Here is a 26023-nt window from a genome sequence, read left to right on the forward strand (position 1 = left end):
CTGATGCAACTCCGAGGCGGCGCCCGGGTTCAGCTCTGCCCGCTGAGCAGGGCGTGCGCCGGGCCTATCGCGATCGGATCGATCCCCGCCTCCTGGCAAAACGCCAGCAGCAAGCTCTCGTCGCTGAGCATGTAATCCAGCGTCGCCACCTGAAAATCCCGGTTTTTTGCTTCGGCGCGCAGCTGTCCCGGATCGGTCCCGGTCAGCGACAGAAAACGCGATACGCGTTGCGGGTCGTCAGCCAGGAATCCCAAAGCCTGCAATGCGATCGTCTCAGCGTCGTCGGGGGTGATTCGATCTGGTCTTAACCGAGGCATGCGCATCCTGCTGTTAACTGTTGGTTACGGCTTTTGGCGTCAAAGTAGGTCAATGGTTTAGCCGAGAATCGGTGCAGAAACTGCCGTAGGGAGTGTGGGCGGTTGCCATGACGTATCAGGAAACCCGAACCAACGTCGAGCGTCGTGGCGCGGAGCCGCGCGTGGCGACGCAATCGGTTCTGATCGTCGAGGACAACGAGCTCAATATGAAGCTCTTCAACGATCTGCTTGCGGCGCACGGTTATAAGACGATTCAGACGCGCAACGGGTTCGAAGCTCTGGAACTCGCGCGGAAGCATCGCCCTGATCTCATCCTGATGGATATTCAGTTGCCCGAGGTCTCTGGGCTTGAGGTCACGAAATGGCTCAAGGACGATGACGAACTGTGCCGGATTCCGGTCGTCGCCGTTACCGCGTTCGCAATGAAAGGCGACGAGGAGCGCATCAGATCAGGTGGCTGTGAGGCGTATGTCTCCAAACCGATTTCGGTGATGACCTTTCTTGAGACCGTCCGCAAATTCATAGGTCCCTCGAAATCGTAAAGCTCCATGACCGCCCGCGTACTCGTCGTCGATGATATTCTCGCCAATGTGAAGCTTCTCGAGGCGCGGCTGCAGGCCGAGTACTTCGAGGTGCTGACCGCGAACAGCGGCCGGCAGGCGCTCGACCTGCTGGAGCGCGAAAGCGTCGACGTCGTGCTGCTCGACGTCATGATGCCGGGAATGGACGGGTTTGAAACCTGCCGCCACATCAAGGCAAGCCACGCAACGCATCATATTCCCGTCGTCATGGTGACCGCGCTGGATCAGCCCTCCGACAAGGTGCAGGGGCTGGAGAGCGGCGCCGATGATTTTCTGACGAAGCCCGTCGACGATATCGCGTTGGTGACGCGCGTGAAAAACCTCGCGCGCCTGAAAATGCTCAACGACGAAATGATGATGCGAGCCTCGACGGGCCGCGACATGGGCATTCCCGACGACGGCTCCTATGCGCGGGCTTTGTCGGCTCGTTCCGGGCGCGTGCTGCTCGTCGACGACAATGAGCGCTCGGCGGCGCGCCTATTGGAATTTCTTTCGAAAGGCAATGACGCCTTCGCTGAACGCGACATGCACGCGGCGCTGACAAAGCTGACGGAAAGCAATTTCGACCTGCTGGTCGTCAGTCTGTCGCTGGATGCTGCCGACGGATTGCGTTTGTGCTCGCAGGTGCGATCGCTCGAACGCACGCGGCATTTGCCGATCATCATGCTGGTGGAGCCGGGCGACGAAGCGCGGCTGCTGCGCGGGCTCGACATGGGTGTCAACGATTACCTGATGCGCCCCATCGACCGGCATGAGCTTCTCGCTCGGGTCAAAACTCAGATCAAGCGCAAGCGTCATTCGGATTTCCTGCGGCACCGGCTGGCGGAGAGCGTCGAGCTTTCGGTTACGGATTCTCTGACCGGGCTGCACAACCGGCGATACATGGAAGGGCATCTCAGGACACTGGTCTCCGAAGCCATTCGCACGGGACGCAGCCTGTCGATGCTCGTGGCGGACATCGATCACTTCAAGGACGTCAACGATACTCACGGCCACGATGCGGGCGATGCGGTGCTGAAGGAGTTTTCGGTCCGGCTGAAGCGCAACACGCGTGGCGTCGATCTCGCCTGCCGTCTCGGCGGCGAAGAGTTCGTCATCATCATGCCGGATACCGATCTCGACCGCGCGTATCAAATCGGAGAGCGGCTGCGTGCGTGCGTCGCCGCCGATGAGTTCACTATCGATGGCGGACAGAGCGTCCGCGTGACGGCCAGCGTCGGGATCGCGACGCTCGAAAGCCCGCAAGATACGCCCGAGTCGATGTTCAAGCGTGCCGACAACGCGCTCTATAAGGCCAAGCGCCGGGGCCGGAACCGGGTCGTTTCAGACGCCGCATAGTCATCCGCAGAGCACAGCTGTCCGGATTGACGACGCCATATATCCTTGATCAGGCCGCAGAGCTGCCAAGGAAAAGGCTCACATTTCCAGCCTATTAGTCGGGACCGGAGCGATCAGCGCGAGCGAATCGTGACTGTGGAGCAACAGGTAAAGCAGTTCTTGATTTCTGCACCGTTATCTGGCACCAACTACCCGGTTGACAAAGGGGGGCCACGAGAAATCGAAGCCTTTGCGTCACGATGCCCACTCGGGGCTCGTGGCGTCCTTAGTTCCCGATCTGCTGGGCCCGCCGCATAGCCTGGTAGGACGGGGATGGATCGATCCGAGTGACCACGCGAGTGGCCTCCTCGAACGGTTGCAGAGGGTCGATCGTGAAGCTGGGTGAGGAACAACGCCCTCTTTGAACTTCGCCCGGTTGTGGCCAGGGTCGTGAAGCTGTCTCGGAACGATTTACCCCGCTGCCGAGTTTGCTTTCAGCCCTGGCCACTTAATGCGGCCAGTGCTCCCACCAATCTCAAAATACGGAATTCCGAGTAAGCGGACGCGGGTTAAATCCCTGCGCCTAATTACTTAATCTTCGTTTCCTTGAACTCGACGTGCTTGCGCGCGACGGGATCGTACTTCTTGAAAACAAGCTTTTCAGTCGACGTGCGCGGGTTCTTCTTCGTGACGTAGAAGAAGCCCGTTCCAGCGGACGACAACAACTTGATCTTTTGTGTAACCGGCTTTGCCATGATTCACGCTTGGAAAGAAAAAGGGCTGACCCAGGTCAGCCGCAGAGCGCGCAACATACGCGTGGGATTTTCTATGTCAAGGTGTAGGCTGCGGCATCGTGCACGAGACCAAGGTGCGCTGAAAGCCGCAGGCATCCTCGAAGTAGAACGGCAAATCCGAGCCGGTGAAATCCCCCTGGTTCGAATCTTCCAGCCGCAGAGAAACGTCGTCCAGCACCAATCGTGTGATGTTCGGTAGATCGAGCTTGCGCGCTTCATCGAGCGTAAACCAATCGAGATCGAGCAATTCACCGTCCGGCGCCGATTGGGCGTTCGCGACCGTCGAGCGTGGTGCAGTAAAAAACCACGTGTCGTAGCGGCGGACGCGGCCTGGAGGGGTTATGGCGCGCGCCAGCGGAGAAAGATGAATCGGAGCCGGTGCGTAGCCTGCGGCCGAGAATGACGGCCAGAGCTCGTTCCGCAGATCGCTGGCCGCTTCCGCGCCGATGAGCATTCCGGCTTCTTCGTAGAGTTCGCGCACGGCCGCCAATGCGAAGGGACGGATTTCGGCGACGAGGTCGCGCGGCAGGTAAGGCGTGTCGAACGAACGCGCGAGCACACGGTCGGCATCATCGACACGGCCGCCGGGGAAGACCCATTTGTCGGGCAAAAAAATCTGATCGGCATGACGCCGGCCCATCAGCAGCCTTGGGTCCGGGGTGGTGTCGTCGATAACGACCACGCAGGCCGCGTCGCGAATTTCGACATGGCCTGCTGCGGTGAGAGATGACGACGCCTCGATCATTGCGCGATCGCTTTCGACTTACTTTACCGCTTCCGGCTCGGCTGATGGAAGGCGCGACAGGTCATCGTTATCGAAAGCGGGATTGCCGAAGCCGTGCATGCGCAGCGCCCATTGATATCCGATGAGCGCGCCTTTCACACGCGGCAGCAGCCAGAGGCTGAGCAACACGGTGACGGGCAGCCAGACCGCAAGTTCGACCCACACAGGCGGCGCGAACATTTTTTCGGTCATCAGAATACCGCCGACGATGACGTGGCCGGTGATCGTCATCACGAAATAGGGCGGCGCGTCGTCGGCGCGATGATGAAATAGTTCGGTCCCGCACGACGAGCATACGTCGTTGACCTTGAGGAATTTTCCGTAGATGCGGCCGTTGCCGCAGCACGGGCACTTCTGGCGCCATCCGCGCTTCAACGATTGCCACACATCACGAGGCGGTAGGCTGTCGTCGACGGGCGCTGCCATTTGATTTAAGTCATGCATGCTCATGGTGATGGGCTGTCCAGGCGGCATGGTCAATACGTAGGCGGTTTCTGCGACGTTATCGACGACGCTGGAATTTGCCGAATCTTCTTCTCGGAGCCCCGCGCGTGCCCGCCTTGAGCGCCGCAAAATTCCCGCGCGAGGCTGGCGTCAGCATTTCAAATCGCAGCGCTCCGGCGGACGGGATGGCTTCCAGCAGCCGCACTTCGACCGTGTCTCCGAGGCGATAGCCGGCGCCCGTGCGCGCGCCCACCAGCGCGTGAGAGGCTTCAATGTGGTGATAATAATCGTCGCCAAGGCTCGAGATGGGGATGTATCCATCCGCACCGGTGTCTTTCAGGCGCACGAACAGGCCGGAGCGCGTCACGCCCGCGATGCGCGCTGGGAACGTCGCGCCGATGCGATCGGCGAGGTGAGCGGCGATGAGACGGTCGGTCGTTTCGCGCTCCGCCGACATGGCGCGCCGCTCCGTGTCGGAGATCGCCTTGGCGACGCTCGCGAGGTGTGGGATTTCTTCGTCCGTCAGTCCATCGGGTCCGAGATCCAACGCGCGGATCAGCGCGCGGTGCACGATGAGGTCGGCGTAACGGCGGATAGGTGACGTGAAGTGCGCGTAGCGGACGAGGTTCAGGCCGAAGTGTCCGATGTTCTTCGGGGTGTATTCCGCCTGCGATTGCGAACGCAGGATCACCTCGCTGATGAGATCCGGCACCGGCAGGTTTTTTGCCTGTTCGAGAACTTTGTTGAAGGCTTCGGGCCTGAGCGCGCCTGCGTGCGGAACCTTCATGTCGAGCGTTTCGAGGAAGTCGCGCAGGCCTTTCAGCTTCTCCGCGCTCGGCGCATCGTGCACGCGATAGACGAGCGGCAAGCGCTTTTCTTCGAGCGTCTCGGCGGCCGCGACGTTCGCCTGGATCATGAATTCTTCGATGAGGCGGTGCGCGTCGAGACGTTCCGGCGTGACGACGCGTGCGACGCGGCCTTTGTCATCGAGAACAATCCGGCGCTCCGGCAGATCGAGATCGAGAGGCCCGCGCTTGTCGCGTGCGATGGCAACGGCGCGATACGCAGCCCAGAGCGGCTTCAGAGCGCGCTCCATCAGCGGTTCGCATTTTTCCGAAGGCTGCCCGTCGATTGCCGCCTGCGCTTCCTGATACGAGAGCTTGGCAGCCGAACGCATCATCGCGCGAACGAACTTGTGACGACGCTTCTCGCCGTGACGGTCGAACACGAGATGCACGGCGAGGCAGGCGCGCTCTTCGCCTTCGCGCAGTGAGCAGAGGTCGTTCGAAATCTTTTCCGGCAGCATCGGCACGACGCGATCCGGAAAGTAGACCGAGTTGCCGCGCAGTTGCGCTTCGCGATCGATCTTCGAGCCGGGGCGGATGTAATGCGCGACGTCGGCGATCGCGACGGTCACGATAAAGCCGCCCTCGTTCTTCGGATCGCTGTCGAACTCGGCATGCACGGCGTCGTCGTGATCGCGCGCGTCGACGGGGTCGATCGTCAGAAGCGGGACTGCGCGTAGGTCTTCGCGGCGATCCATCGTCGGGGCGGAAAGCGTTTCGCATTCCTTCAGCACGCTTTCGGGAAAGTCTTCCGGAATGCCGTGGGCGTGGATGGCGATCAGGGAAATCTGGCGCTGGTCGTCGGGATTGCCGAGGCTTTCGACGATTTCCGCACGCGGCGTCGCAAAGCGGCCGCGGCGGACGAGTTCGAAGCGCACGAGATCGCCGTCGCTGGCTTCGCCCATGTCGTCGGGCAGGATCGGCCAGCTCTTCAGCTCCTTGCGGTCGATCGGCTCGATCGTTCCGCCGCCACGCTTCGACGCGCGGAAGATGCCGAGCAGGCGGCGTTTCTCTTTCGGCAGCTTCTTGATCGGCGTCGCTTCAAAGATCGCGCCGCCGCCGGTTGCGCGGGGGAGTCTGGTGAGCTTCGCCAGAACGCGGTCGCCGATGCCGATGTCGTTATCCGCCGAGCGCGCCGAAAGCGACAGGCGCACGGTGGGGCGCTTGCCCTCGTCTTCGTCCCATTGCAGCGGCTTGGCGATCAGATCGCCGTCGGCGTCGCGTCCGGTGACTTCGAGCGTCGTGACGGGCGGAAGCTTGCCCTTTTCCTTGAGATGCTTCTTGTCGCCGGTGAGCGTGCCATCGGCGGCCATCTCGGCGAGGATGCGCTTCAGTGCGATGCGCGCGCCGCCCGAGACGCCGAATGCGCGCGCAATCTCGCGCTTGCCCGCCTTGCCTTGGGCAGAGTTCAGGAATTCGAGGATCTGTTCTTTGCTCGGCAGACCGCGATCGGTGGCAACGCGCGCTGCGCCCTGCGGTTTGCCGCGCGGTGTCTTCCCTCGTAGCTTCTGCTTCAGGCTTTGGCCTTTGCGAGTTTTTTAGCGGCGGGTTTGGCTGCTGACTTCTTAGCCGGAGCCGCTTTCTTCGCCGCTGCCGGTTTTGCAGTCCGTTTTGCGGCGGGTGCTGCTTCGCCCTTGGCGGGCTTTGCAGCCTTCGCGGCTTTCGGCTTGGCGGACGAACGCGATGCTTTCGATTTCTTGCCGCCGCCGTTGGCGATGCGCTCGGCGATGAGTGCCACGGCTTCATCCATCGTCAGCGCCGAAGGGTCCTTGCCGCGCGGCACGGTGGCGTTGACCTTATTGTGCGTGACGTAAGGACCGTAGCGGCCTTCGAGCACCTGCACGGGGCCGCCTTCGCTCGGATGCGCGCCGAGGTCTTTCAGAACCTTGGGAGCATTCCGCTGGAAGCGGCTCTTGCCGCCGCCCGCGCGCTTTTCGGCAAGCAGCGTCACGGCGTGATTGATGCCGATCGTGAACACGTCTTCGACGTTGCCGAGATTGACGTAGGTTTTGGCGCCGTCGTGCTCGTGCAGGATGAACGGCCCGAAGCGGCCAAGGCTCGCGGTGATCATGCCGCCTTCGGTCGGATGCACGCCGACGTCGCGCGGCAGCGAGAGAAGCTGCATCGCCTTTTCGAAGTCGAGCGTCGCGGCGTCGATGCCCTTCGGAATGCTCGAGCGTTTCGGCTTCTCGTCGCCTGTGGCTTCGCCGAGCTGGATGTAAGGACCGAAGCGGCCGGTGCGCAGCGCGACGGCGATGCCGTCGTCATTATATCCGAGCACTTTGCCGTCGAGCGCCGCCTCGCCATTGTTGGCGCTTTGGGAAAGCTGGCGCGTGTAGTTGCATTCCGGATAGTTGCCGCAACCGATGAAGGCGCCGTATTTGCCTGAAATCTTGAGGCTGAGCCGACCCTGATTGCACTTCGGGCATAGGCGCGGATCGCTGCCGTCGCCCTTGTCGGGGAAGACGTGCGGCCCGAGCATTTCGTTCAGGGCTTCGAGAACGTCGCCGACGCGCAGATCCTTGATCTCGCCAACCGAGGCAATGAACTGCCGCCAGAAATCGCGCAGCACTTCTTTATAGGCCAGCTCGTTGTTGGAGATGAGGTCGAGCTTTTCTTCCAGCTCCGCCGTGAAATCGTATTCGACGTAGCGCTTGAAGAAGCTCTCGAGGAACGCGATGACGAGGCGGCCCTTGTCCTCGGGAACGAGGCGTTTCTTCTCGATGCGGACATAGTCGCGATCGACGAGCACGGCCATCGTCGAGGCGTAGGTGGAAGGCCGGCCGATGCCGAGTTCTTCCATGCGCTTGACGAGCGTCGCCTCGGAAAAGCGCGGCGGCGGCTGCGTGAAGTGCTGGTCCGCGCTGATTTCCTTGTCTTTGAGATGATCGCCCTCGGCGAGCGCCGGCAGGCGGCGGTCCTCGTCTTCGCCTTCCGGGTCGTCCTTGCCCTTCTCGATGTAGCGGAAGCGGTCGTCGCGGCCTTCCTCGTAGACTTTGAGGAAGCCGTCGAACAGCAGCACCGAGCCGTTGGCGCGCAGGCCGTAGTTTTTGCCGTCGCTGCCTTTGGCCTCGATCTCGACGGCGGTCTGTTCCATGTCGGCGGGGGCCATCTGGCTCGCGATCGCGCGCTTCCAGATCAGATCGTAAAGCGCCGCCTGATCCTTTTCGAGGTACTTGCGAACCTGATCGGGTTTGCGGCGCGGGTCGGTCGGACGGATGGCTTCGTGCGCTTCCTGCGCATTTTTCGCCTTCGTTTTGTATTCGCGCGCGAACGGCGTGTACTGCTTGCCGTATTCGGCCGAGATGACGTCGCGGATCTGGCTCACGGCTTCAGGGACGATCTGAACGCCGTCGGTTCGCATATAAGTAATGAGGCCGACCGTCTCGCCGCCGATGTCGACGCCTTCATAAAGACGCTGCGCGATCTGCATCGTCTGCTTGGCCGAGAAGCCGAGCTTGCGCGACGCGTCCATCTGTAGGGTCGAGGTCGTGAACGGCGGATAGGGGTTGCGCTTTGCCGCCTTCTTCTCGATCGACGCGACGCGGAAATCGCGGCCTTCAAGGGCGGCTTTGATCGCGGTCGCGGATGCTTCGTCCTTGATGTCGAGCTTTTTGAGCGCGGTGCCTTCAATGGCGACGAGGCGCGTCTTGACGTCGTCGCCTCTGCTCGTCGTCAGCAGCGCTTCGATCGTCCAGTATTCGTCGGTCTTGAAGGCTTCGATCTCGGCTTCGCGATCGCAGACGAGACGGAGCGCCACCGACTGCACGCGGCCGGCCGAGCGTGCGCCCGGCAGTTTGCGCCAGAGAACCGGCGACAGCGTGAAGCCGACGAGATAATCGAGCGCGCGACGGGCAAGGTAGGCTTCGACGAGCGGTTCGTCGATCTTGCGCGGCTCTTTCAGCGCGGCGAGGATCGACTGCTTGGTGATGGCGTTGAAGGCGACGCGTTCGACCTCGGTGCCCTTTTTCAGCGCCTTCTTATTATTGAGGATCTCCAGGATGTGCCAGGAGATCGCCTCGCCTTCGCGATCAGGGTCGGTCGCGAGGATCAGCTTGTCGGCGTTCTTGAGCGCGTCGGCGATCTCGCGCATGATCTTCTGGGACTTGCTATCGACTTCCCATTGCATCGCGAAATCGTGGTCCGGCTCCACCGAGCCATCCTTCGCAGGAAGGTCACGGACGTGCCCGTAGGACGCAATGACTTTGTAGCCAGACCCCAAATACTTGTTGATCGTCTTGGCCTTAGCGGCGGATTCGACGATAACGACGTTCATGTGGTGTTTTCGCTCCTGGCCCGTCTGGCCTCCGAGCCAGGTCGAGAATCTGCCGCTTACATCGGTGTCCGTGCGGCGGGCGGGGAACATGGTTGATCGCCGCAGCGGTGTCAAATACCGACGATTGCTACCTGAGATAATTTAGCATGCTTGTTGCAACCTATAGAGGAATGAGGTAACTAACGTTCATTACGCTGACGATGCTCAACGTGAGGAAATGGGAATGGCCGAGGCTCAAGCGCGCGCTCTAGCGCCCGACCTGGAAAGGCGAGAGCGCCTTGAATACCTTGCGGATCTCCTGAGCGAGCTCAAGACGCTCGCCGAACGCGAACGTTGCGAGAAGCTACCGGCGCTGATCGCACAGTCCCGAGAAGAAGCGATTGCTGAATCGCTTAAGGGCTAAATTTCTTAACTATAATTTCGCCGAAGACCTCGGTCAGGGGGCTTTCAACGACACGAGACTAAGTCCGTGACGTTCGATGCGGCCTGCCAGATCGAGTTCCAAAAGCGCTATTTGCACGCTCTGAATGGCGAGCCCGGTGCCGCGCGCAATGGCATCGACCGCGATCGGTGCGGGACTTAGGGCTGCGAGGACGGCGCTTATATCTGCTAGTCCGTCGGGTTTACGGCGCACGGCGACGGTCGGCGAAATTGGATGGGGGGACGTGCGGGGCGTTTCTGACGCCGACGCGAAGTCCGTTTCACCAACAGTCTCGCGAAATGCCTGCTGACCAATAATAGGCTGTAGCGTTTCAATGACGTCTTCGGCGTCGGTGACGAGCGTGGCACCCTGTTTGATCAGACGATTGGTGCCTTCGGCGCGCGGGTCGAGCGGGTGACCCGGCACAGCAAAAACTTCGCGGCCGAGATCGTTGGCGTAGCGGGCTGTCGTCAGGGTTCCGGAGCGCAACGCCGCTTCGACGATAACGACGCCATAAGAGAGTCCGGCGATGAAGCGGTTACGTCTTGGGAAATCCTTTTCGCGCGGATTGAAGCCCGGCGGGCGGTCTGTGAGAAGGCACCCCTGCTCGCCGATGACGCGTTGCAGGTCGGCATGCTCGCGCGGGTAGATCCAATCCAGTCCGCCGGCGAGGACGGCGATCGTGCCGGAAGCGAGCGAGGCTTCGTGCGCGGCGCGGTCGATGCCGCGCGCGAGGCCGGATACCACGACGAGGCCGGACTTTCCCAAGTCATGCGCGAAGCGCTGGGCGAGTTGGGTGCCCGCGGCCGAGCATTGGCGTGATCCGACGATCGCAACGGCCGGCTTATTCAAAAGCTCAAGGCGGCCTTTGACGTAGAGCATCGGCGGCGGCGCATCGATGCGTGCGAGCATGGCGGGATAGCCCGGCTCGATCGTGAACAAGGAAATAGCTCCGCAGCGGCGGGCGTTTTCGAGTTCACGCTCGGCGTCGGGCGCGGGGCAAACGCGAACGGGACGGCCAAAGCCGCCGCGCCGTGACAACTCGGGCAATGCGTCGAGCGCGTTCTGCGCGCCGCCGAAATGGTTGATCAGTTCGCGAAACGTGACAGGCCCGACGTTTTCGGACCGGATCAAGCGCAGACAGGCAAGCCGTTCGGCGTCCGAAAGCGCGGCTATCGGCAATGGCGCGGGACTGAAAAGCTCAGGCTTTGGCACCGATCTTCGGCTCCTCGCCCGCCAGAAGCCTGCGGATGTTTGCGCGGTGCTTGATCAGGATGATCGCGCCCATCAGCGCGGCCGCGACGGCAATTTGCTCGTAGCCCATCAGGAACGCCGCGACCGGAACGGCGACGGTCGCGACGAGGGCCGAAAGCGATGAAATTCGCGTGGTCGCCGCGACGGCAAGCCAGACGATGGCAAAGACCGCCGCCAGTTGCCACGCCAGCGCGACCAGCACGCCAAGGAACGTCGCGACGCCCTTTCCGCCTTTGAATTTCAGCCAGACCGGAAAGATGTGTCCGAGCAGCGCTCCGAAGCCCGCGACGGTCGCGGCTGTCGGTCCGAACGCGGCGTGCATGATCAGCACGGCGGCTGCGCCTTTGGCGGCATCGAGAAGGAGCGTCGCGGCGGCGAGACCTTTGCGGCCGGTGCGCAGCACGTTGGTCGCGCCGATATTTCCCGATCCGATCTGGCGAACGTCGCCGAGTCCGGCGAGACGCGTCAGCAGCAGGCCGAATGGGATGGAGCCCAAAGCGTATCCGACGCCGAATGCGAGCAGCAGCGTGGGGAGGGACGAGGGGTCCATGCGCGAAGCGAATTCCGTTGAATTGCCGAAAGGCTCAGGTGCGTTCGACGCCAGCGTATTCGTAGACGGTTTCTCCGGCAACAACCGTTCTGAGCACGCGACCCTGCATCTTGGCTTCGTCGAACGGCGTGTTCTTGGACCGCGAGCGCAGCAGGTCCTTGTTGACGACCCAGGGCTCGCCGGGATCGAACAGCACGAGATCGGCGATCGCGCCTTTTGCAAGACGGCCGCTGTGCAGCCCAAGGAGGCGTGCCGGATTGATGGTCAGCGCCTTCAGCATCGCGGGAAGGGTGACGTCGCCGGAATGCACCAGACGCAAGGCCGCCGAGAGCAGCGTTTCAAGCCCGACGGCGCCGTCGGCTGCTTCCGCGAAGGGGCGCCGCTTGGTGTCGGCGTCCTGCGGATCGTGGCTCGACACGATCACGTCGATGTCGCCGTTCGCGAGCCCCTGCACCATCGCCGCGCGGTCTTCTTCGCGGCGGAGCGGGGGGCGGACCTTGAAGAAGGTGCGATACGGGCCGATGTCGTTTTCGTTGAGCGTCAAGTGATTGATCGAGACGCCGCACGTGACGGGCAGTTTTTTCGCCTTCGCCGCCTTCACGACGTCGAGGCTTTCCTGGCAGCTGATCGTCGCGGCGTGGTAGCGGCCGCCGGTCATTTCGACGAGGCGCACGTCGCGTTCGAGGGTGATCGTCTCGGCGATTTTCGAGATGCCCGGAAGTCCGAGGCGCGAGGCGACTTCGCCGGAATTCATTGCGCCGCTGCCCGAGAGATAGGGGTCTTCGGTGTGGTGCACGACGAGAGCGTTGAAGTCTTTGGCGTAGCTCAGCACGTTGCGCATCACGCGCGTGTTCACGACGCTCGACTTGCCGTTCGAGAATGCGATCGCTCCGGCCCGTTTCAGGAGGCCGATCTCGGTCATCTCTTCGCCTTTGAGGCCCTTTGTCATCGCCGCCATCGTGTGGACGTGGACGAGGGCGTTGTCGCGGGCGCGACGCTGGATGAAGTCGACGAGCGAGACCTGGTCGATCACCGGATTGGTGTCGGGCATGACGACAATGGTCGTGACGCCACCGGCAGCAGCGGCGTGGCTGGCGGTCTTCAGTGTTTCGCGGTGCTCGTAACCCGGTTCGCCGGTGAAGACCTGCGCGTCGATCAGGCCGGGTGCCAGAACGTGGCCTTTGCAGTCGATAACCGTTGCGCCTTCGGGCGCATTGCGGCGCAGATGGCTGCCGAGGTCGGCGATGATGCCGTCCTTGACGAGCAGACCGCCCGGCTCGTCGCGGCTGGATGCGGGATCGAGCAGCCGCGCGTTGATGAAAACGGTTGCCGGACCGGCGCTCTTCGGCTTCTCGATGGTTTTGCTTGCTGCCTTGCTCATCAGGCGACGTCCTTGAAGCTTGGCAGATGCGCCGAGAGCGCTTCGAGCACGGCCATACGCACGGCAACCCCCATTTCGACCTGTTCGCGGATCACGCTGCGGGAATGATCGGCGACCGTGGATGCGATCTCGACGCCGCGATTCATCGGGCCGGGATGCATCACGAGCGCGTCGGGCTTGGCGCGCGCGAGCTTCTCGTGATCGAGCCCGAAGAAGTGGAAGAACTCGCGGCTGGAGGGAACGTAGGATGCGTCCATGCGCTCGCGCTGCAGGCGCAGCATCATGACGACGTCGACGCCGTCGATGCCTTTCCACATGTCGGTGTAAACCTCGGTCCCGAGCCGTTCGGGCGACGAAGGAAGAAGCGTCGAGGGTGCGACGAGGCGCACCTGCGCGCCGAGCGCGTTCAGGACATTGATATTGGAGCGTGCGACGCGCGAGTGCAGGATGTCGCCGCAGATCGCGACGGTCAGCCCGGCGACGCGGCCCTTGGCGCGGCGGATCGTCAGGGCGTCGAGCAGGGCCTGGGTCGGATGCTGGTGAGCGCCGTCGCCGGCGTTGATGACCGAGCAATCGACCTTTTGCGACAACAGCTCGACCGCGCCGGCGGCATGATGGCGGACGACGATGATGTCGGGGCGCATCGCATTGAGCGTCACGGCCGTATCGACCAGCGTTTCGCCTTTGGTGACCGACGAGGTCGCGACGTTCATGTTCATCACGTCGGCGCCGAGACGCTTGCCCGCCATTTCGAAGGAGGCTTGCGTTCTGGTCGAGGATTCAAAGAAGAGATTGATCAGCGTGCGCCCGTCGAGGACGTCGCGCTTCTTGCCGTTCTGCCGGATGTGATCGGCAGCCTTGTCGGCAAGATCGAGCACAAAATTGATCTCATTCGCCGACAGCCCCTCGCAGGTCAGCAAATGGCGGCGCGGAAAAACTTTCAGCGCGTTCGAGTTCGGTTTTGATGTCATTAAAGCCGTGTCTATAGGCGGAGTCTGGCGTGCCCGCAAGCGCGGTGCGTCGGCGTAGTGGAAATCCCTTAACGGCCGGTAGACGGTTCTGTGAAGAGAAAGTTCGCGAGGCTTTTCAGCGCTGGCGTCCGAGACGGTCAAGAGCGCTTTGCAGGATAATCGTAGCTGCGAGCTTATCGATGACCTCGCCACGGCGTTTGCGGCTCTGGTCGGCGTCGATCAGCATGCGCTCTGCCTCCGCCGTGGTCAGACGCTCATCCCAAAGCAGGATCGGCAGGGGGCTCAGCTTATTGAGATTGCGCGCCAGGGCCCGCGTCGCTTGCGCGCGGGGACCTTCGGTGCCGTCGAGGTTGCGCGGCAGGCCGAGAACCAGGCCGGTGACGCCGTGCTCGGTGGCGAGCGCCAGAAGGCGCGCGGCGTCAGCTGTGAACTTCGTCCGCCGGATGGTTTCGAGCGCCGAGGCGATGGTGCGCGTCACGTCCGAAAGCGCGAGCCCGAGCGTCTTCGTGCCGCCGTCGATGCCGATCAGGCGGCCCGACGCGGTCGCGGCGGCAATAAATTCCTGTGGGTCTTCGGTCGTGCGGCCGGGTATTTCCGGGGAAGCCGGCTGGCTCATGCGGGTCGCCATTCGCTCTGAATTGATGCTTGCCAAGGAAGTAGCAGCGCCGCGAGCCCAGCGACACCGCAAATGCAAGCGGAAACAAGACGTTTGGTCCCAGTCGCCGTGTCGCCGTGCAAGAACGCTCCGGGCAGGTTGCCTCGGAGGCACCGGGACGGGTAAGAGAGCAGCGAAGACCTTTCTCCGAGCTTTTCGAAGGAATTCCAAATGCAGGTCGACGAAGCGACCGTTCGCCGGATCGCGCGCCTCGCCCGGATCCGGATCAGCGATGCCGAGGCCAAGGGCCTGGAAAAAGAACTTTCCGGCATTCTCGATTGGGCGCAGCAACTCGACGAGGTCGATACGTCTGCGGTCGAGCCGATGACGCGTGTCGTCGCCCAGGAACTGGCGATGCGCGACGACGTGGTCAACGACGGCGAAATCGCCGACGCGGTAACGGCCAACGCGCCGCTGACCGAAGATCATTATTTCGTCGTTCCGAAAATCGTGGAGTAGCGGATGCTTCGCAGCGCAGTTCTGGCGGCTGGGCTCTGTCTGATTTCGACGGCGGGCTATTGCGCCGATGAAAAGACTTCGGGCGCGTTCGTCGGCGAAGGCATCTACTCGCCGACGACCGGATGCAAGAAGCTCAAGGACATCGAGAGCGGCAAGGCGACGCCCAACATCGCGACGTATCCTTTGATGCTCACGCAAGAGGGCACGCGCAGCTGGGAAGGCGGCTGTAAATTTGAATCGATCCGCGAGACGTCGGCGAACACCTTCGAAACGAAAATGCAATGTTCCGAGGGCGCCGAGGAGTACGAGGAGACGGTGACGTTCACGCGTCTCGATGCCGACCGCATCAAGGTTGCCAGCGACGGCGAGGCTCTCGTTTATGAGCGCTGCAAAGGACTGAAAGGGACTGTTGAGTGACGGATCTCACGAAACTGACGATGGCCGAGGCTCGCGATGGCCTCAAGAACAAGTCCTTTTCTGCCCTGGAATTGACGGACGCATTTCTCGCGGCGATCGATACCGCCAACCCGGCGATCAATGCGTATGTTCTGCAAACGCCGGAGCATGCGCGCGCTCAGGCGAAGGACAGCGACAAGCGGATCGCGGCCGGACAGGCGCGATCGCTCGAAGGGCTGCCGATCGGCAACAAGGATCTGTTCTGCACGAAGGGTATCCGGACGACCGCGTGCTCGAAGATCCTCGACGATTTCAAACCGCCGTATGAATCGACGGTCGGGCAGAATCTTTGGGATGCCGGGGCGATCATGCTCGGCAAGCTCAATAACGACGAGTTCGCGATGGGTTCGTCGAACGAGACGAGCGCCTTCGGCAACGTCGTCAGTCCGTGGCGCCGCAAAGGTGCGGACGGCAAGATTTCGGACGACAAGCTGGTTCCGGGCGGTTCGTCCGGCGGGTCGTCGGCGGCGGTTGCGGCCGATCTTTGTCTCGCGGCGACGGCAACCGACACAGGCGGGTCGATCCGCCAGCCTGCGGCGCTGACCGGCACGGTCGGTATGAAGCCGACTTACGGCCGCTGCTCGCGCTGGGGCATCGTCGCGTTCGCGTCGTCGCTCGATCAGGCGGGGCCGATCTCGAAAACCGTCCGCGACAGTGCGATCATGCTGCGCGCGATGGCGAGCCACGATCCGAAGGATACGACGTCGGTCGATGCGCCGGTTCCCGATTATGAAGCGGCGGTCGGCAAGGGCGTCAAAGGCCTGCGCATCGGCATTCCGAAGGAGTATCGGGTCGACGGCATGTCGGCGGAAATTCAGAAGCTCTGGGACGAGGGCATCGCGTGGCTGAAGGCGGCCGGTGCCACGATCCATGAAATCTCGCTGCCGCACACGAAGTACGCGCTGCCTGCCTATTACATCGTCGCGCCGGCGGAGTGTTCTTCGAACCTCGCGCGCTACGACGGCATGCGTTACGGCCTTCGCGTCAGCGGCGACAATCTGACAGACACCTACGAAAAAACGCGCGCGGCCGGATTCGGCAAGGAAGTGCGCCGCCGTATCCTGATCGGCACCTACGTGCTGTCGGCGGGATATTACGACGCGTACTATCTCAAGGCGCAGAAGGTGCGCACGCTCATCAAGCGTGATTTCGATCTCGCCTGGGACAAGGTCGATGTCGTGCTGACGCCGACGACGCCGTCGCCCGCATTCGCGTTCGGCGAAAAGTCGGGTGATCCGCTGGCGATGTATCTCGAGGATATTTTCACCGTGACGGTGAACATGGCGGGGCTGCCCGGCATGTCGGTTCCGGCCGGGCTTTCCTCGCAGGGAACGCCGCTCGGGCTGCAACTGATCGGCAAGCCGTTCGACGAGGAAACGCTGTTCCGGACGGCGCAGGTGATTGAGGATTCGGCAGGCCGGTTCGCGGTGCCTGCCAAATGGTGGATGAAGGGTTAGACGATGGATCCGAAACGGCCGTGGGAATGCGCAGACATGTCCCAAGTGCGCAGCGAGATCGACCGCATCGATGCGGCGCTCGTCGACCTCATCGCCGAGCGGTACGGCTACGTCGACCGCGCCTGGCAGCTTAAAATGACGACGCAGGAAGGCGCCGTCGTTCAGTGGCGCATCCAGCAGGTCATCGATCGCGTGAAGGCGCGTGCAAGCGAGAAAAACATGCCGCCGGAAATGGTCGACATGGTCGGCGCGCAATGGCGCAACATGATCGGCTGGTTCGTGCAGTATGAGGAAGAAAAGCTTCGGCAGGCGCAGGACGCCAAAGTGAAAAGCGGAGACAACGGCAGTGCCTGACTTCGAACAGACCGTGCCTCTGGTCGAGGTTCTGCTTTACGGAATTCTCAACCCGGCAACGATCGTCGTCGCGTTCATGCTGGGTCAGAAGGCCAACGAAAAGAGCAAGCTGCTGATCGCGGCTTTTGCGGGTGCGATTGCGGGCGTCGCTGTGCTCTACGTCGCAACGCTGCTTCGCATCTGGGACGCGCCGACCCTTGGGCGCTCGGTCGCGGGCGTCTTCATCGTGTCGCTGGTGGCCGGCTTCGTCTATGCGGGCGTGGGCTATCTCACGAAGCGCAATCGTAACTAGGAATTGTCTGGCGCTTGGCCTTGGATGAAGGCGGCGCAGGGCTGGAGATGACGAATGAGCTCTCAGAAAGTCGCAGTGAAATCCAAGCCGAACAACCTGATCGCGGGCGCAACTGGCGATTGGGAAGTCATCATCGGCATGGAAGTTCATGCTCAGGTCGCGTCGAATGCGAAGCTGTTTTCGGGAGCTTCGACGGCGTTCGGCGCAGAGCCCAACAGCCATGTGTCGCTCGTCGACGCGGCAATGCCGGGCATGCTGCCAGTCATCAACAAGGAATGCGTGGCGCAGGCGATCCGCACGGGCCTCGGTATCAAGGCTGAGATCAATCTGAAAAGCGTGTTCGATCGCAAGAACTACTTCTATCCCGATCTGCCGCAGGGCTATCAGATCTCGCAGTACAAGCAGCCTGTCGTCGGCGAAGGCGAGGTCGAGATCGACGCCGACGGCGAGACGCTGAAGATCGGTATCGAGCGGCTGCATCTCGAGCAGGATGCGGGCAAGTCGCTGCACGATCAGCATCCGGATTATTCCTACGTCGATCTCAACCGCTCCGGCGTGGCGCTGATGGAAATCGTGTCGAAGCCGGATTTGCGATCGTCGAAGCAGGCGCAGGCGTACGTCACGAAGCTGCGCACCATCCTGCGCTACCTCGGGACGTGCGACGGTGACATGGAGAAGGGCAACCTGCGCGCCGACGTCAACGTGTCAGTCCGCAAGCCCGGCGACGAGCTCGGTACGCGCTGCGAGATCAAGAACGTCAACTCCATTCGCTTCATCGGTCAGGCGATCGAAGTGGAAGCTCGGCGCCAGATCGACATCATCGAGGATGGTGGCAAGATCGATCAGGAGACGCGCCTGTTCGACTCGGTCAAAGGCGAGACGCGTTCGATGCGCTCGAAGGAAGAGGCGCACGACTACCGCTACTTCCCCGATCCCGACTTGCTGCCGCTGGAGCTGACGCAAGACTACGTGGACGATCTCAAGTCGAAGCTGCCCGAGCTTCCGGACGAAAAGCGCGCGCGCTTCATCAAGTCGTTCGGCCTTTCGGCTTACGACGCGGACGTGCTCGTCGCCGAGCGCTCGTCGGCCGACTACTTCGAGAGCGTTGCGAATGGCCGCGACGGCAAGCTCGCCGCGAACTGGGTCATCAACGAGCTGTTCGGCCGCCTGAACAAAGAGGGCAAGGACATCGAGACGTGTCCGGTGTCGGCGCAGCAACTCGGAGCGATCGTCGATCTCATCGCGTCGAATGCGATTTCAGGAAAGATCGCGAAGGATCTTTTCGAAATCGTCTGGACGGAAGGCGGAGACCCGGCCGAGATCGTCGAAAAGCGCGGCATGAAGCAGGTGACCGATACCGGCGCCATCGAAAAGGCGGTCGATGCGATCATCGCGTCAAATCCCGACAAGGTCGAGCAGGCGAAAGCCAAGCCGTCCATGCTCGGATGGTTCGTCGGTCAGGTCATGAAGGCGACAGGCGGAAAAGCCAATCCTGCTGCGGTCAATGACATCCTGAAGGCCAAGCTCGGCATTTGAAGCGCGGCGCGTCGGCGATGACGTCAGGCGGGCAATCCGGCCGTCTGACGCTGTCGGCGTTCACGAAGTCCGACGCGGACGACGTGAAGAATTCCGATGGCTGCGAGAAGGATGAATCCGCCTGGTGCGATTGCAGCTAGGGCATAAAAGATCTTTGCCATTGTCGTTAGCCTCTCCTTTGGAGGCAGCTTTTGCTTGTGCGACAAAACATAGCAGCAAGTGATTGCGATCCCGCTCACGGGATTGCGTGAAATGCGAAATGAAAATTCGCGGAGCGGTAATTTCGGTAAACGAAACGCTAACGGTGCGAAGCGCGCCTGCGCGGGCGTCAGAGCGGCTTGACGATCAGCGGCATGCCGCCCTTAGGCCTGAGCGTTACGCGGCTCACGGGCTCCGGAGCATGGCGTCCGTCCCATTCGAACCGTGCGCCTTGCAATAGCGTCGCGAGGATTGCGGTCGCCTCGATCAGCGCGAACGACGATCCGATGCAGATGCGAGGGCCGAAGCCGAACGGCATGAACTGCGTGCGCGGATATTTGGCTTCGTTCTCGGGGAGAAACCTGTCCGGATCGAAGCGGCCGGGATCGTCCCATAAGCGCTGGTGGCGATGCAGGACGAAAATCGGAATGACGATCAACGATCCTCTCGGCACGTGCGTGCCTGCGAGGTCGAGATCCTGGTTCGCGAGCCGCGTCATGACCGGCGCCGGAGGGTAGAGGCGCAGCGACTCTTTCAGCACGCGTAACGTCAACGGCAAGCGCTCGATGGTTCCGGGGCTGACGCGTTGCGAAGTGCGCAAGGCGTGCCGCACCTCATCCCGCAGGCGATCCTGCCATTGCGGCGCGCGTGCGAGCAGATAGAGCGTCCAGGTCAAAGCCTTGGCGGTCGTTTCGTGACCCGCAAACAGGAACGTCGCCAGATTGTCGACGATCGTGGCGTCGGACATCTGCTCGCCGGTCGCGGGATCGCGCGCGCTGATCAAGCGAGCGACGAGATCATTGCCTGATCCGGGCTGTGCGCGGCGCTGCGCGAGCAGGCGCTCGACGATCGTGCGCACCTCCTTTGCGGAGGTGCGCATGTTGGCTTTTCCAGGGTGCCACATCGTCGGAGGGAGACGCAAAATCGCGGCTGCGACTTCCCACGAAATGCGATCCAGATACGTTCGTGCCGCGTGTTTAACCGCGCTCGCTTCGGTTTCGTCGATGCCTGCCAGAACCGTGCGTGCGATGACCGAGAACGTCGTTTCCGTCATCGCGTCTTCGACATCGGTCGTGAACGCGTGCCCGCGCTGCTTCCAGGTGTCGAGGAGCTGCTCGGTCGCTTCCACCATCGCCGGCACGTAGGCCAGGATCTCGGCGTAGCGAAACATCGGGCTCGCGATTTTTCGCTGCCAGCGCCAGCTTTCACCTTCCGCGGTCAGGATGCCGTTGCCGAGCATGGGCGTCAGCACGCGGCGGTCGAGCGGCGTCTTCGGAAAGTGCTCAACGTCTTTGAGGAGGATGCGCTCGATCAGCGCCGGATCGGTGACCCAGGTGACCAACGGGCGCTTCGAGCCGTAGGTGACGACGGGCTCGGTGTAGACAGCGCGCGGGAGTGCCTGAAGGGGATTGCGAATGAAGCGAGCAATAAATCGCGGCAACGGCAGCGCTCGCTCGGGCGGCTGAACCGTCGGTGGGTAGAGCTTTTCGGGAGGCGGTATCGTGTTCACGTCGCGAACGCCAACCAACCATGCCGATCCGGCCGGGGCGACTGGTCAGGCGCAGCCGGTGAATAGCTGAGCCTGATCCAGGTCTTCTGTGTCAGTCGCTCAGGCCGATGCCTTGGCGGCGCGGGCCTTGCCGGCCAGCTTCTTCAGACGAGTCCGGACGCCTGCGGTATTGCCTTGAATGCGCGATTGTGCCGGACGCGGAATGGTGCGGCTGGCCTTCTTCTTCTGCTTCTGAATGTTCTTGAGAGATGTCTTGGACATGGAAAGGCCTCGGCCATAGCGGGTTGCGAAAGCGCCGGTGCGACGCCAAATCGAACCGCTCCTCTAAGGGATTGGCCTTGCCGACGCAAGCTTCCGCAGCGTCCTACCGCCTCACTTCAGCAAATAGCTCATCCCGAAGTAGGTCGGCGCAATGATGCCTGCGGCCCAAATGAACGCCGATGTCACATTGGCGAGTTGAAACTGCCACTGCGGCACTGCGTACATGCCGGCAATGACGGGGATTACGGCGCGGACGGGTCCAAAGAAGTGCCCGAAGAAGACGCCGATCGCTCCCCATTTCTGGAAAAACTCCTGGCCGCGTTCGACCATCGCCGGGTTCCGGCTAAACGGCCAAATCTCGCGAATGCCGTCTTTGTAATAGAGCCCGATCCAATACGATACGGCATAGCCAAGCGAGCCGCCGACGGCCGCCCAGATGATCGCCGGACCCATGATGCTCATCTCGACGCCGCTCTTGGCGAGAAGCGCCGATATGCCGATCAGGATTGCGGTTCCCGGCCAAAGGATCGAGAGAAAGCAAAAGCTTTCGAGAAAGGCGACGAGGAACGCAACCGGTCCCGCCCAGCCTTCGTTGGCCCGGACGAACGCAACGATGGCATCGACGAAGTCCTGAACGTTCATGAATGTGCTTTCGCGTTGAGGCGGGCGAGGTGTGAACGTCCGCGATGACTGGGGGCAGTGTCGAGCGCTGTCCCGGCGACATAAGGAAACGGAAGCGTATCTTCAAGGATCGACGGTTTTATCGGCAGCGACGCGCCATTTCGTTGGCAAGCTCGCGCGATACCTCGCGGGCGAGCATTGCGCCGCGTGCCACCTGCGCTGTCGTGAGCCCGACGTAGGAGCCGCCGCTGAGCGAGGCTGGACCGCGGTCGGCTTCCTCCTTGGCGTGGGCAAGCTGTTCACACGACAAGTCCTTTCGCATCTTGCTGTAAGCCATCAGGCGGACGCCGGAGGCATATTCGTGCGGGCCGGCGGGCTGTTTCATCCAGGCGCGGGATTTGTCGGCCATATAGGAGTCGAACACCATCTTGCGCTGGCTGATGCAGACATTGCTGTCGTCGACGCACTTCAGGCCACGCTGCTGCGCGAACGCCGGGTCCGGAGCGCCGGCGCATCCCGCGAGTTCGAAGCACGTCGCGAGCGCTGCGATCAATCGAAGTCCTCTGAAGTCGGACGTAAATCCCAAAATGGTCAAAGCGAATCCCGATTTATAGTTTTATGGGCCGTAGAAAGTGAGCATGGCAGACTCGTGGCGGAGGCGCCATGAAGCGGCGAATTGCCTGTTGGCGTGACGAAGGATTCGCCGTCAGGCTGTATGTGACCGAAAATCCTGGAAAAAAGGAGCCGTGATTATGGCGTATGCGGTGCGAGTTCACGCCTATGGCGGGCCAGAGGTTTTGCAATACGAGCAGGTCGACGCCGGACAGCCGGGGCCGGGCGAGGTTCTGCTCAAGCAGCACGCCATCGGTGTCAACTTCATCGATATCTATCAGCGTGATGGTCTCTACAAGCTTCCGAGCCTGCCGGCGATTCTCGGCTCGGAGGGCGCGGGAGAGGTGCTGGCGGTCGGGCCGGATGTCGTAGGCTTCAAGGTCGGCGACAGAGCGGCCTACGGAAGCGTTCCGGGAGCTTACGTCGACACGCGGCGGGTTCCGGCGGACAAGCTGATCAAACTTCCGGACGGCATCACCTACGACACAGCCGCAGCCATGATGCTGCAGGGCATGACGGCGCGCTATCTATTGCGCGAGACGTTCAAGGTCGGTCCGGGGACGGTCATGCTGTTTCACGCCGCGGCAGGCGGGGTCGGGCTGATCGCATGCCAATGGGCGCACGCGCTTGGCGCGACAATCATCGGCACGGTCAGCACGGATGAGAAGGCCGAGCTGGCGAAAGCCTACGGCTGCACGCACACGATCAATACCAAGCGCGAAGATTTCGTGGCGCGCGTCGCGGAACTGACGAACGGCGCTGGCTGCGACGTCGTCTATGATTCCGTCGGCAAGGACACGTTTCCGAAATCGCTCGACTGCCTGAAGCCGATGGGACTGTGGGTCTCGTTCGGCAACTCTTCGGGTCCTGTCCCGCCGTTCGAGCTGACGGCGTTGAAGGGCTCGCTGTTCGCCACGCGTCCGTCGCTTTTCGCCTATACCGCGAAACGGCAGGATCTCGAGCAGAACGCTGCGGATCTGTTTGCGATGGTCCTGGCCGGAAAAATCAAGATCGCGGTCAACCATCGTTACGCGTTGAAGGCAGCTGACGAAGCTCATCGCGATTTAGCCGGACGCCGCACGACCGGCTCCATCATTCTTGTTCCATAAGGTCAGACATGCAGGACGACGGACTCGACGAGCCGATCAAGCTCTATTTTTGGACGACTCCAAACGGATACAAAATCGCGATCATGCTCGAAGAGCTTGGTACGCCTTATCGTACGCAATTCATCGACATCACGAAGGGCGAACAATTCGCGCCGGAGTTTCTTGCGGTTTCACCGAATAACCGCATCCCGGCGATCGTTGATCCCGATGGCCCCGATGGACAGCCGCTTTCGATTTTTGAATCGGGCGCGATTCTGCAATACCTCGGGCGCAAGTTCGGCGCGTTCTATCCGTCGAATGAACGTACGAAGGCGGAGATCGATCAGTGGCTGTTCTGGCAGGTCGGTGGCCTCGGTCCGATGGCCGGGCAGTACAAGCACTTCAAGAATGTGGCGCCTGACAAGATACCCTACGCCATCGATCGCTATGGGAAAGAAGTCGAGCGGCTGTTCGGCGTCCTCGAAAAGCGCTTGCAGGGGCGCGAGTACATCGCGGGCACCTACTCCATCGCGGATATCGCGAATTTCACATGGACGCGCGTCTGGGCTGATATCGGCCAGGATGTTCGCAAGTTTCCGAATATCGAAGCCTGGCTCGCACGCATTGCGGAACGTCCCGCGGTCGTGCGTGGTCTGGCGCTCAAGAAGCCCGAAGCCGGTTGATCCGGCTCGGGCGTGATCGCGCGACGTCGTCGATTATTTGCCGTTGAGGCGTTCCGGATCGACTGTGCGGCCGGTGATGCGCTGGAACGCCATCGCGCCGAGCACTTTGTTCGATTGCACGTACCGCGTTGCTTCAGACGGCGGCTCCGCCGCGACTGTCTGGGCGCTGGCTTCAGCCGGCGTCAGATCCATGAGACCGATATAGGACGGCCGGGATGCACCATCTTGAGCGCAGCCCGCAAGCGCCAGGAAACTCGCAAGCGCGAGCGCACGGCAAACGAATGTCTGCTTCATATCCCTCGTCCGGAACATTCCGTCCCGGCCCTCCGAACCCCCTCGGCGAAGACGTTCTCCGTCAACGCGATCATGGTTAGCGAACCGAGGCTGAACCATCGCTGAATGTCGCGCTGCCCTGCGCGACCGACAGGCTGCCCCATAGCCTGATTCAAAACATGGTTAGCCAAAGATGACAACCGTCGTTAAGCAGTCGTAACGGTATGCCGCATTTCGGGCGAAATGTGCCGATTTCCGCCAAAGCTTGTCGGTGCGGAAACGAAGATTCTCCAGGTATTACAGAGATTTTTCGAAGCTTTTTACGAGATTTCATCCATCCGCTGCAATTCTGATTGCGCGCCGCGAGGGCGAGATGCCGACTGATGGCTCGAAGCTTTCGCAACCCTTCACCAGCGTTGTGGCGCTCAATGGAGACTTAAAAAAAATGTCGCGTATGGACATGTTATCGCGTGAGATCGGAGGATACGCAGCCCAAGGCGGCGGTCACCACGACGCGCTTTTCGAACTTGGCCTTAGCTGTTGCACGGGCCGCGATGGAACGCTCGATCTCGTCGAAGCTCACAAGTGGTTCAATATCGCTGCGATGCGCGGCAATGACGAGGCCAAGCGTTATCGCCTCGAGCTTGCACGCGATATGAGCAAGGCGGAAATCATGCGGGCGCAGAAGCGCGCGCGCGAATGGCTGTCGACCGTCCACTGAGTGCTTGCACGCGTCAGCGATCGACAGCGGACGTTGGCGGCATTCAGCAGTTCGAGAAAAACGACGAGAGACATTTCCACGATGTCTTGGCGGCAGACCCGACGGCGGACCCTGCCTTCTCGAGCGCCGTTCCAGCCGATTTGGCAGCGTCTCCGGCTGACTTCTGCGTCTCCGCAAGACTCGCGGAGACCTGGCTCTTCTCGACCATGTCCTTCACGGTTTTCGGTGGCGCGTCGTTCGCCGTTTGCGGCGGGGGCTGTTCGCCAACCTGCTCCTGACCGGCGACCGGTGTGACACCGTCAGCGGGAAGCGCGGGCGTGCCGGCGTTTTGCTCGAGCGGGGCTCCGAATGGTCCGTCAACACTCGCGGGAAGCGTGAATTCCTTGCGCTCTCCCTGGCAGGGGGACACGCTGGCGCGGTCAATGGCGCAACTTGCGTGGGGTCCGACTTTCGCCAGGGCCGTGATGCAATAGAGCTTCGTGACCGTATCGGCCGACGGCGAGCCGTTGACGACGCAATCATAGCTTGCATCGGGGCCGGTGCATTTGACGCAAATGTCTGCCGCGCCTGCCGCGCCGGTCACCAGCATCAGCGAAACGACGCAAGTTTGTAATTTCAATGCGGTCGACACGGCGCCTTCCATCCGGCTGAGAGCGACACTGATTTCAGCACAGTAGGACGACTTTACGGCGACGAACAGGACAACTCTTACGTTTCGGGGAAAGGTCAGGGAAACGAAGGAGGGTTGCTTGCATTGCAGCGGGCGCGCCTCTATAGGGTTGCGACCCACTGGTTTGGGGAGACGTGGCCGAGTGGCTGAAGGCAACGGTTTGCTAAATCGTCATACGCTTTAAAGGCGTATCGAGGGTTCGAATCCCTCCGTCTCCGCCATATGTTGTTGATTTTATTGTG

At 61.7% G+C, this 26023-nt stretch carries 30 protein-coding genes and 1 tRNA gene; 14 read left to right on the forward strand and 17 right to left on the reverse strand.

All coding sequences use genetic code 11. The annotated features are described in order from the left end of the window. Positions 1-29: 29 nt before the first annotated feature. Positions 30-323 (reverse strand): DUF3572 domain-containing protein, encoded by a 294-nt coding sequence (locus HDEN_RS03045; RefSeq protein ID WP_342446780.1) that lies wholly within the window; start codon positions 321-323, stop codon positions 30-32. 101 nt (positions 324-424) lie between these two features. On the opposite strand from HDEN_RS03045, the gene HDEN_RS03050 reads away from it, so the two are divergent. Both HDEN_RS03050 and HDEN_RS03055 read left to right on the forward strand, forming a co-directional pair. Then, positions 425-859, forward strand: coding sequence for a response regulator (locus HDEN_RS03050; protein ID WP_013214663.1), 435 nt, complete (start codon positions 425-427; stop codon positions 857-859). A gap of 6 nt (positions 860-865) precedes the next feature. After that, the gene (locus HDEN_RS03055; protein ID WP_013214664.1) at positions 866-2236 is read left to right on the forward strand and encodes a PleD family two-component system response regulator; all 1371 of its coding nucleotides are present in this window, start codon (positions 866-868) and stop codon (positions 2234-2236) included. A gap of 566 nt (positions 2237-2802) precedes the next feature. On the opposite strand, the gene rpmG is transcribed toward HDEN_RS03055, so the two are convergent. The 5 genes from rpmG to topA form a co-directional block, all read right to left on the reverse strand. After that, complete coding sequence (gene rpmG, locus HDEN_RS03060; protein WP_013214665.1) at positions 2803-2970, reverse strand: 50S ribosomal protein L33; 168 nt, start codon at positions 2968-2970, stop codon at positions 2803-2805. Positions 2971-3046: 76 nt separating this feature from the next. Then, on the reverse strand, positions 3047-3754 hold the full coding sequence (locus HDEN_RS03065; protein WP_013214666.1) for an NUDIX hydrolase: 708 nt from the start codon (positions 3752-3754) through the stop codon (positions 3047-3049). An 18-nt stretch (positions 3755-3772) separates the two neighbouring features. After that, a complete protein-coding gene (locus HDEN_RS03070; protein ID WP_041921803.1) occupies positions 3773-4219 on the reverse strand; it encodes a DUF983 domain-containing protein in 447 nt (148 codons plus the stop codon). Positions 4220-4295: 76 nt separating this feature from the next. After that, positions 4296-6599 carry a ribonuclease R gene (gene rnr, locus HDEN_RS03075; protein WP_013214668.1) on the reverse strand — a complete coding sequence of 768 codons (2304 nt, stop codon included), beginning with the start codon at positions 6597-6599 and terminating at the stop codon, positions 4296-4298. After that, positions 6596-9358, reverse strand: coding sequence for a type I DNA topoisomerase (gene topA, locus HDEN_RS03080; RefSeq protein WP_013214669.1), 2763 nt, complete (start codon positions 9356-9358; stop codon positions 6596-6598). The genes rnr and topA overlap by 4 nt, the downstream gene beginning before the upstream one ends. Positions 9359-9581: 223 nt before the next feature. Here topA and HDEN_RS03085 point away from each other — a divergent pair, with 223 nt between their 5' ends. Beyond that, a complete protein-coding gene (locus tag HDEN_RS03085; protein ID WP_013214670.1) occupies positions 9582-9761 on the forward strand; it encodes a hypothetical protein in 180 nt (59 codons plus the stop codon). A gap of 33 nt (positions 9762-9794) precedes the next feature. Here the strand turns inward: HDEN_RS03085 and dprA are convergent, their stop codons facing one another. From dprA to ruvX, 5 genes are all read right to left on the reverse strand, one after another. Next, a complete protein-coding gene (gene dprA, locus HDEN_RS03090; protein WP_013214671.1) occupies positions 9795-10994 on the reverse strand; it encodes a DNA-processing protein DprA in 1200 nt (399 codons plus the stop codon). After that, positions 10981-11583 (reverse strand): glycerol-3-phosphate 1-O-acyltransferase PlsY, encoded by a 603-nt coding sequence (plsY, locus tag HDEN_RS03095; protein ID WP_013214672.1) that lies wholly within the window; start codon positions 11581-11583, stop codon positions 10981-10983. Before plsY ends, dprA begins: the two co-directional genes overlap by 14 nt. 34 nt (positions 11584-11617) lie before the next feature. Beyond that, positions 11618-12964, reverse strand: a complete 1347-nt coding sequence (locus tag HDEN_RS03100; protein WP_013214673.1) for a dihydroorotase — start codon at positions 12962-12964, stop codon at positions 11618-11620. Beyond that, positions 12964-13935 (reverse strand): aspartate carbamoyltransferase catalytic subunit, encoded by a 972-nt coding sequence (locus HDEN_RS03105; protein WP_013214674.1) that lies wholly within the window; start codon positions 13933-13935, stop codon positions 12964-12966. The genes HDEN_RS03100 and HDEN_RS03105 overlap by 1 nt, the downstream gene beginning before the upstream one ends. 115 nt (positions 13936-14050) lie before the next feature. Next, positions 14051-14551, reverse strand: a complete 501-nt coding sequence (ruvX, locus tag HDEN_RS03110; protein WP_013214675.1) for a Holliday junction resolvase RuvX — start codon at positions 14549-14551, stop codon at positions 14051-14053. A gap of 210 nt (positions 14552-14761) precedes the next feature. Here ruvX and gatC point away from each other — a divergent pair, with 210 nt between their 5' ends. Genes gatC through HDEN_RS18535 form a run of 7 tightly spaced genes read left to right on the forward strand, consistent with a single transcriptional unit; the run spans position 14762 to position 19284 of the window. Then, the gene (gene gatC, locus HDEN_RS03115) at positions 14762-15049 is read left to right on the forward strand and encodes an Asp-tRNA(Asn)/Glu-tRNA(Gln) amidotransferase subunit GatC (protein WP_013214676.1); all 288 of its coding nucleotides are present in this window, start codon (positions 14762-14764) and stop codon (positions 15047-15049) included. A gap of 3 nt (positions 15050-15052) precedes the next feature. Beyond that, complete coding sequence (locus tag HDEN_RS03120; protein ID WP_013214677.1) at positions 15053-15466, forward strand: hypothetical protein; 414 nt, start codon at positions 15053-15055, stop codon at positions 15464-15466. Continuing rightward, positions 15463-16962: an Asp-tRNA(Asn)/Glu-tRNA(Gln) amidotransferase subunit GatA gene (gene gatA, locus HDEN_RS03125; RefSeq protein ID WP_013214678.1), complete on the forward strand. Its 1500-nt coding sequence runs from the start codon at positions 15463-15465 to the stop codon at positions 16960-16962. Before HDEN_RS03120 ends, gatA begins: the two co-directional genes overlap by 4 nt. 36 nt (positions 16963-16998) lie before the next feature. Beyond that, entirely contained in the window at positions 16999-17316 is a 318-nt protein-coding gene (locus HDEN_RS03130; RefSeq protein ID WP_244466087.1) for a chorismate mutase, read from the forward strand. Continuing rightward, the gene (locus tag HDEN_RS03135) at positions 17309-17608 is read left to right on the forward strand and encodes a hypothetical protein (RefSeq protein WP_013214680.1); all 300 of its coding nucleotides are present in this window, start codon (positions 17309-17311) and stop codon (positions 17606-17608) included. The genes HDEN_RS03130 and HDEN_RS03135 overlap by 8 nt, the downstream gene beginning before the upstream one ends. 54 nt (positions 17609-17662) lie before the next feature. Further along, entirely contained in the window at positions 17663-19144 is a 1482-nt protein-coding gene (gene gatB / locus HDEN_RS03140; protein ID WP_013214681.1) for an Asp-tRNA(Asn)/Glu-tRNA(Gln) amidotransferase subunit GatB, read from the forward strand. Between the two features lie 17 nt (positions 19145-19161). Beyond that, entirely contained in the window at positions 19162-19284 is a 123-nt protein-coding gene (locus HDEN_RS18535; protein WP_280642183.1) for a hypothetical protein, read from the forward strand. A 188-nt stretch (positions 19285-19472) separates the two neighbouring features. Here HDEN_RS18535 and HDEN_RS03145 read toward each other — a convergent pair whose 3' ends face one another. From HDEN_RS03145 to HDEN_RS03155, 4 genes are all read right to left on the reverse strand, one after another. Next, on the reverse strand, positions 19473-20852 hold the full coding sequence (locus HDEN_RS03145) for a cytochrome P450 (RefSeq protein WP_150103181.1): 1380 nt from the start codon (positions 20850-20852) through the stop codon (positions 19473-19475). A 99-nt stretch (positions 20853-20951) separates the two neighbouring features. Further along, entirely contained in the window at positions 20952-21113 is a 162-nt protein-coding gene (locus HDEN_RS18275; protein WP_013214684.1) for a hypothetical protein, read from the reverse strand. 111 nt (positions 21114-21224) lie between these two features. Continuing rightward, a complete protein-coding gene (locus HDEN_RS03150) occupies positions 21225-21755 on the reverse strand; it encodes a DedA family protein (RefSeq protein WP_013214685.1) in 531 nt (176 codons plus the stop codon). 118 nt (positions 21756-21873) lie between these two features. Then, positions 21874-22287, reverse strand: coding sequence for a hypothetical protein (locus HDEN_RS03155; protein ID WP_013214686.1), 414 nt, complete (start codon positions 22285-22287; stop codon positions 21874-21876). Between the two features lie 199 nt (positions 22288-22486). Here HDEN_RS03155 and HDEN_RS03160 point away from each other — a divergent pair, with 199 nt between their 5' ends. Both HDEN_RS03160 and HDEN_RS03165 read left to right on the forward strand, forming a co-directional pair. Next, a complete protein-coding gene (locus HDEN_RS03160) occupies positions 22487-23455 on the forward strand; it encodes a quinone oxidoreductase family protein (RefSeq protein WP_013214687.1) in 969 nt (322 codons plus the stop codon). Between the two features lie 8 nt (positions 23456-23463). Further along, positions 23464-24117: a glutathione S-transferase family protein gene (locus HDEN_RS03165; protein ID WP_013214688.1), complete on the forward strand. Its 654-nt coding sequence runs from the start codon at positions 23464-23466 to the stop codon at positions 24115-24117. A 33-nt stretch (positions 24118-24150) separates the two neighbouring features. Here the strand turns inward: HDEN_RS03165 and HDEN_RS03170 are convergent, their stop codons facing one another. Then, on the reverse strand, positions 24151-24411 hold the full coding sequence (locus HDEN_RS03170; protein ID WP_245256709.1) for a hypothetical protein: 261 nt from the start codon (positions 24409-24411) through the stop codon (positions 24151-24153). A gap of 424 nt (positions 24412-24835) precedes the next feature. Between HDEN_RS03170 and HDEN_RS03175 the strand changes: the two genes are divergently transcribed. Next, the gene (locus tag HDEN_RS03175) at positions 24836-25111 is read left to right on the forward strand and encodes an SEL1-like repeat protein (protein ID WP_041921807.1); all 276 of its coding nucleotides are present in this window, start codon (positions 24836-24838) and stop codon (positions 25109-25111) included. Between the two features lie 43 nt (positions 25112-25154). Here HDEN_RS03175 and HDEN_RS03180 read toward each other — a convergent pair whose 3' ends face one another. Beyond that, complete coding sequence (locus tag HDEN_RS03180; RefSeq protein WP_013214691.1) at positions 25155-25742, reverse strand: hypothetical protein; 588 nt, start codon at positions 25740-25742, stop codon at positions 25155-25157. Positions 25743-25909: 167 nt separating this feature from the next. On the opposite strand from HDEN_RS03180, the gene HDEN_RS03185 reads away from it, so the two are divergent. Continuing rightward, positions 25910-26002: transfer RNA gene (locus tag HDEN_RS03185), tRNA-Ser, on the forward strand. Positions 26003-26023 lie beyond the last annotated feature (21 nt).

Source organism: Hyphomicrobium denitrificans ATCC 51888 (assembly GCF_000143145.1).
GTDB lineage: Bacteria > Pseudomonadota > Alphaproteobacteria > Rhizobiales > Hyphomicrobiaceae > Hyphomicrobium_B > Hyphomicrobium_B denitrificans.